Raw genomic sequence first — 6,195 nt, 5'->3', positions numbered from 1 at the left:
CGCTGACGCCGGCCGGCCGGCAGTTCCTGCCGCATGCCTCGACGATCACCCGCACCTGGGAGCAGTCGCGCCAGGACATCGCCGTTCCCGATGGCTACGAGACGCTGCTTAGGCTGACCGCGCCCGCCTATCTCTGGGACAGCATCACCTCGCCCTGGATCGACTGGATGCGCGCGAAACGGCCGAACGTGGCGCTCAGGCTGGAAGGCAGCTTCCCGGATCTGGCGATCGACCAGATGGCCGAAGGCCTGCTCGACATCTGCATCCTCTATCTGCCCAGGCCGCATCCGGGCATCGTCTATGAGACCTTGGCCGTTGATCAGGTGGTTCTCGTCCAGCACAGGGATCAGCTCGGATCGTGGACGAATAACTACATCCTGATGGACTGGGGGCTGGAGTTCCGCGTCGAGCACGACCGCGCCTTTGCCGGAATGGTGAAGCCGGCGATCTCGGCCGGGCTGGTCTTCATCGGCCTGCAGCACGTCCTGTCGCAGAAAGCGGCCGCCTATCTGCCGCTGAGTGCGGTCAGCACTCATATCCAGCGCGGAGAGTTGAGACGCGTCGAGGACACGCCGGTATTCCAGCGCCCGATCTATCTTGCCTATCCGGAAAACCCCGCCTCTTCCGACGCCCTCGACATCGCGCTCACGGGCCTACGTACGCTCGCCAGGAACCTGTCCAACGATCAGGCTTTCGCGGAGAGCGACCGCGCCTTCAGTATGTTAAGGCATGTCTCCTGAAAGTCGGGGCCGGTTTCAGGATAAAGACATGCGTCAAATCAAAAACCTAAAGCGCATGGAGCGATCTGAAAGATCACGACGCGCTTTAGGCGCGGCGGCATTCTGATCACGCCGGCTCCACGGCCTTCGGCTTTTGCAGCCTTGCCAGTTCGTCGTAAGGGATATGGCATCGGATGGTATGCCCGGGCTGGGCCTCGGAAAGCTCCGGCTCTTGCGTCTCGCAGATCGCGCCGATCTTGCGCGGGCAGCGTGTGTGGAAGACGCAGCCCGTCGGCGGGTTGGCCGCGCTCGGGATCTCGCCGTCGAGGCGGATGCGCGAGCTCTCGGTGCGGTCGAGCTTTGGAACCGCCGATAGCAGCGCTTCGGTGTAGGGATGATGCGGCCCGGAGAACACCGCTTCCGAAGGTCCGAACTCCATGATGCGGCCGAGATAGAGCACGGCGATCTTGTCGGAGAGGTAGCGCACCACGCCGAGGTCGTGCGAGATGAAGATGTAGGAGACATCCTGCCTCGACTGCAGGTCGGCAAGAAGATTGAGGATCGCCGCCTGCACCGAGACGTCGAGCGCCGAGGTCGGTTCGTCGCAGACCACGATGCGCGGATCGCCGGCAAAGGCGCGCGCGATCGCCACGCGCTGCTTCAGGCCGCCTGACAGCTGGCGAGGCTTGACCGCCAGATGCCGGTCGGTGAGCCGCACCGAGCGGACCAACTCTTCGAGGCGCGCGTCCAGTTTCTTGCCGGTGAGCCCGCCCAGCCGTTTCAGGGCGCGGCTGAGGATATGGCGGATCGAATGCGAGCGGTTGAGCGCGGAGTCCGGATTTTGGAAGACGATCTGCACCGCCTTGACCTGATCCTCCGAGCGGCTGGCAAGCCGTGGCGCCAGCTTCTTGCCTTCCAGCTCGATCGAGCCGCCGTCGTCGGGCGGGACAAGGCCGAGCAGGAGCCTCGCGAAGGTCGTCTTGCCGCTGCCGGATTCGCCGACCAGGCCGAGCGTCTCGCCGGGTCTCAGGCTGACCGAGACATCCTTCACCGCCCGCAGCGGACGGCCGTGGCTGGCATAGGTCTTGTTCAGCCCTTCGACCTGCAGCACCGGCGGCGCCTGCTTCGGCGCGACAGCGGGAATCTCGGCGGGCGTGGCACGCGGCAACGACTGCGCGTTGTCATGGTAGTGGCAGCGCGACAGCCGGCCCTCGCCGAGATCGTAGAGCGGCGGCGGCTCGGCGCGGCAGCGTTCGGTGGCCAGCGCACAACGGTCGGCGAAGGCGCAGCCGGTGATGGTGGCGCCGATGCCGGGCAGGAAGCCGGGGATGGTGTCGAGCCGGCCCTGGTCCTTGCGCTGGCCGCCGCGCGGCAGGCAGCGCAGCAGCGCCACGGTGTAGGGATGGCGCGGATCGTTGAAGACGTCCTTGGTCGTGCCTTCCTCGACCAGCATGCCGGCATAAAGCACGCCGACCCGGTCGCACATGTTGGAGACGACGGCGAGATTGTGGCTGATGAACAGGATCGACGCCGACAACTCGCGCCGCAACTGTCCGATCAGGTCGAGCACCTCGGCTTCCACGGTGGCGTCGAGCCCGGTCGTCGGCTCGTCGAGGATCAGCATCGAGGGGTCGTTGGCGAGCGCCATGGCGATCGCCACGCGCTGTTGCATGCCGCCGGAGAGCTGGTGCGGATAGCGCTGCATGACGCTTGCCGGATCCGAGATGCGCACCCGGTTCAGCATGGCGAGCGCCTTGTCTTCAGCCGTCTGTCCGCTGATGCCCGCAAGCTCGAAGATCTCGGTCAATTGCCGGCCGATGCGCAGCGACGGGTTCAGTGCCTTGCCGGGGTCCTGGTAGACCATCGACACGCTGTCCGCGCGGGCACGCCGCAGCGCCTCGCCATCGAGCTTCATTACGTCCTTGCCGTCGAGCGCGATCGAGCCGCCGGTGATCGAGCCGTTGCGCGGCAGATAACGCACCACGGAAAGCGCCACGGTGGATTTGCCGCAGCCGGATTCGCCGACCAGCCCGTAGGCTTCGCCGGCCTTGATGGTCAGGTTGACGTTGCGCAGCACCGCGCGATCGCGGCGGCCGACGCGATAGGCGACCGAAAGGTCTTTGAGTTCTAGCGCGTTGGCGGCTTGGTTAGTCATTGAACGCTCCATGCACGCCGTCGGCCACCAAATTGACGCCGATCACCAGCGAGGCGATGGCCAAGGCATCGAACAGCACCGTCCACCAGAAGCCGCCGCCGATCATGCCGTAATTGGAAGAGATCGACAGGCCCCAGTCGGGCGAGGGCGGCTGGATGCCGAAGCCCATGAAGGAAAGCGTGGCCACGGCGAAGATGGCGTAGCCCAGCCGCACCGTCGTCTCGACCAGGATCGGCGGGATGACGTTGGGCAGGATCTCGACGAACATCGTGTGCAGCGCGCCTTCATGGCGCAGCTTTGCCGCGGCGACATAGTCGAGCTCGCGTTCGGCCAGCACCGCCGAGCGCACCGTGCGGGCGATGATCGGCGCGAAGCTCAGGCCGATGACGACGATGACGGTGATCTTCGAGGTGCCGAGCGCGACGATGGCGAGCAGCGCGATGATGACCACTGGGATCGCCATGAAGGCTTCCAGCACGCGGCTGACGATGTCGTCGACGATGCCGCGGAAATAGCCGATGACCAGGCCGAGCGCGGTGCCGGCGATAGTCGCAAGGATCGTCGCCAGCGGCGCCACGGTCAGGATGTCGCGGGAGCCGACGATGACGCGTGAGAAGACGTCGCGGCCGAGCTGATCGGTGCCGAACCAGTGGTCGGCCGATGGCGGCGCAAGCGTGTTGATGATGTCGGCGTCGAGAGGATCGTAGGGCACGAAATGTTCGCCGAACAGCGCGCAGATGACCCAGAACAGCAGGATGCCCAGGCCGGTCAGGAACGTGGGGGACCTCACGAGCGAATGCAGCACCTCGCCCCAAGCGCTGCGCCGCGCAACAGTATCCTGGACTGCGGGAAGGGACGGGCCGTCCGTCGCGCTCATTGCTCTGCCCCCAGCCGAATGCGCGGATTGAGCACGGAATAGAGGAAGTCGGCGACCAAGGTCGCCACCGCATAGACGATGCCGATGGTGAGAATGCCGGCTTCCAGCATCGGAAAATCCTTGCCGCGCGCGGCGGTGAAGATCAGCGAGCCGATGCCCTGGTAGCGGAACAGCGTCTCGATCACCACCAGGCCGCCGATCAGATAGCCGGTCTGGGTGGCGATCACCGTGATGGTCGGCAGCAGCGCGTTGCGCAGCACATGGCGCCAGATCACCGTCCGCCAGGGCAGGCCCTTGAGCACGGCGGTGCGCGTATAGTCGGAATCGAGCGCCTCGATCATGCCGGACCTGGCCATGCGGGCAATATAGCCGAACAGCACCAGGAACAGCGGCAGCGAGGGCAGGATAAGGTAATAGATCTGGGTGAAGAAGCCGGCGCCTTTCGGCCATGCGGCGGCGATCGGCAGCCAGCGCAGCCACACCCCGAAGATCAGGATCAGGATGATGCCGGTGACGAATTCCGGCAGCACCGTCACCGACAGGCCGCCGAGGCTGATGATGCGGTCAAGCGGCCGGTTGAGATTGAGCGCGGCGATGACGCCGCCCAGGATGCCGATCGGCACCACCAGCACAAAGGCGATCAATGCCAGCTTCAGCGAATTGCCCAGAGCATCGATGACGAAGGGGGCGACCGGCGCGCGGAAAATGTAGGACGTGCCCATGTCGCCATGCAGGAAATTCCAGATCCAGGTGCCGTACTGGACGAGCAGTGGCCGGTCGACGCCGAGCGAGTGGTTGAGCGCATCGACGGCGCGCTGGTCGGCGAACGGCCCCAATATGGCGCGCCCGACATTGCCCGGCAGCACCTGGCCGCCAAGGAAGACCATGACGCTGAGCAAAACCAGCGTGACGAGCGACAGAGCCAGGCGCCGGACAAGGAAGACGAGGATGGCGAATACTCCTATTGGAGCCGGCTCTCCGTGGAGAGCCGGCCGTCAGGGATATGCTTGTTCGCTCTCGTCAGGCCTTCGACGCCTTGTCGAGGAACAGCTGCGACATGGCGGTGGGCTGCACACCGGTCACGCCTTTCGCCGTCGCCGTCAGATAATCGTAGAAATAGCCGAAGACCACCGGCGTTTCCTCGAGCAGGAGTTTCTGGATCTTGCCGGCAGTGGCCTTCTGCGCCTCGAGGTCGAGGGCCGCGATATAGCTCGCCGCCATCTGGTCGTAGTCCTTGTTCTTGAAGTGGGCGGCATTCCAGGTGCCGTCGCTCTTCAAGGGGGCCGCCAGATAGACGTTGGGCACGCCGCGGTGGCCGTAGTCGGTGATGCCCATCGCCGAATCCAGCCAGTTCGACTTGCCGAACACGGCATCGCCGTAATAGGCGCCCTGGTCGAGGATGTTGAGCTCGAGCTCGATGCCGATTTCCTTGACCCAGTTCTGGATGAGCTGGGCGTATTCCGGGATTTCCAGATAGCGCTCGGTGGTGAGCGTCATTTTGAAGCCCTGGGCGAGTCCGGCCGCTTCCATCAGCTGCTTGGCCTGGGCGATGTCCTGCTTGCGCTGCGGCACGCTGGTGTCGGTCGAGGGGTAGACGGCGGCGAAGGGGCTGTCGTTGCCGAGTGCCGCGCGTCCCTTCATCAGGCCTGCGGCGAGCTTCTCGCGGTCCAGGCAGAGCGCGATGGCGCGGCGCACGCGCGCGTCCTTCGTCGGACCTTCGTCGCAATGCATATGCAGTTGTTGATGAGCCACCGACTTCAGGCTGATGATCTCAAAATTCGGATCGTTGAGGAGCGCAACGCCCGCCAGCACCGGCATCTGGTTGATGATGTCGATTTGGCCGCCCTGCAGCGCCAGGATCTGCGGCTGGATGTCGGTAAAGAAGGTGAACTCGGTGCGATCCGGCAGGGCCTTGTCGCCCCAGTAGTCGTCGTTGCGCACGAAGGACGCACCGACCTTGGGCGTGTATTTTTCCAGCTTGAACGGACCGGTGCCGTCGAAGCTCTTCTCGTAGTCGCCCTTGTAGCTCGCCGGGATGATGACGGCGTTGTAGTTGTCGGACGACACCATATAGGGGAAGTTGCCGTTCGGCGCATCGAGATGGAATTCGACCGTGTAGTCGTCGACCTTCTTGGTGTTGCCCTTCTGCAGGATGCCGCTGAACACCGACAGCGCGTTGGACGAGTTGGCCGGATCGGCGAGCCGGTCGATGCTGGCCACCACGTCTTCGGCCTTCATCTCGCCGCCCGAGTGGAACTTGACACCCTTGCGCAGCGTGAAGGTCCACACCGTGCCGTCGGCATTCGGCTTCCAGCTTTCCGCCAGCGCCGGCTTCAGCACCAGGTCCGGGCCGTCGACGCAAAGAAATTCTGCCACTTGCTGCATGACGAGCAGGCCGCCGGCGTCGGCGATGGTGACGGGATCGATCGCCGCGGCCGGCACGC

At 64.8% G+C, this 6,195-nt stretch carries 5 protein-coding genes; 1 reads left to right on the top strand and 4 read right to left on the bottom strand.

Going from position 1 to position 6,195, the window contains the following annotated elements; all coding sequences use genetic code 11:
* Nucleotides 1-740, top strand: a 740-nt coding sequence (locus EOA27_RS17795) for a LysR family transcriptional regulator (RefSeq protein ID WP_145970390.1), incomplete at its 5' end; no start/stop codon positions are given.
* Between the two features lie 106 nt (nt 741-846).
* On the opposite strand, the gene EOA27_RS17790 is transcribed toward EOA27_RS17795, so the two are convergent.
* The 4 genes from EOA27_RS17790 to EOA27_RS17775 form a co-directional block, all read right to left on the bottom strand.
* Nucleotides 847-2,874, bottom strand: a complete 2,028-nt coding sequence (locus EOA27_RS17790) for an ABC transporter ATP-binding protein (RefSeq protein WP_126078656.1) — start codon at nt 2,872-2,874, stop codon at nt 847-849.
* Nucleotides 2,867-3,751 (bottom strand): ABC transporter permease, encoded by an 885-nt coding sequence (locus EOA27_RS17785; RefSeq protein ID WP_126078655.1) that lies wholly within the window; start codon nt 3,749-3,751, stop codon nt 2,867-2,869. The genes EOA27_RS17790 and EOA27_RS17785 overlap by 8 nt, the downstream gene beginning before the upstream one ends.
* On the bottom strand, nt 3,748-4,701 hold the full coding sequence (locus EOA27_RS17780) for an ABC transporter permease (RefSeq protein WP_127256796.1): 954 nt from the start codon (nt 4,699-4,701) through the stop codon (nt 3,748-3,750). The genes EOA27_RS17785 and EOA27_RS17780 overlap by 4 nt, the downstream gene beginning before the upstream one ends.
* A gap of 70 nt (nt 4,702-4,771) precedes the next feature.
* A partial coding sequence (locus EOA27_RS17775) for an ABC transporter substrate-binding protein (RefSeq protein ID WP_145970389.1) occupies nt 4,772-6,195 on the bottom strand: 1,424 nt, incomplete at its 5' end.

This window comes from Mesorhizobium sp. M2A.F.Ca.ET.037.01.1.1, assembly GCF_003998075.1.
Taxonomy (GTDB): Bacteria; Pseudomonadota; Alphaproteobacteria; order Rhizobiales; family Rhizobiaceae; genus Mesorhizobium.
Note: the sequence above shows the minus strand (reverse complement) of the source record. Positions and strands in the feature narration are given on the sequence as shown.

Excerpts from the sequence above, each read along its gene's own strand:
- EOA27_RS17790 (WP_126078656.1), bottom strand. The coding sequence starts at position 2,874 with ATGACTAACCAAGCCGCCAACGCGCTAGAACTCAAAGACCTTTCGGTC.
- EOA27_RS17785 (WP_126078655.1), bottom strand. The coding sequence starts at position 3,751 with ATGAGCGCGACGGACGGCCCGTCCCTTCCCGCAGTCCAGGATACTGTT.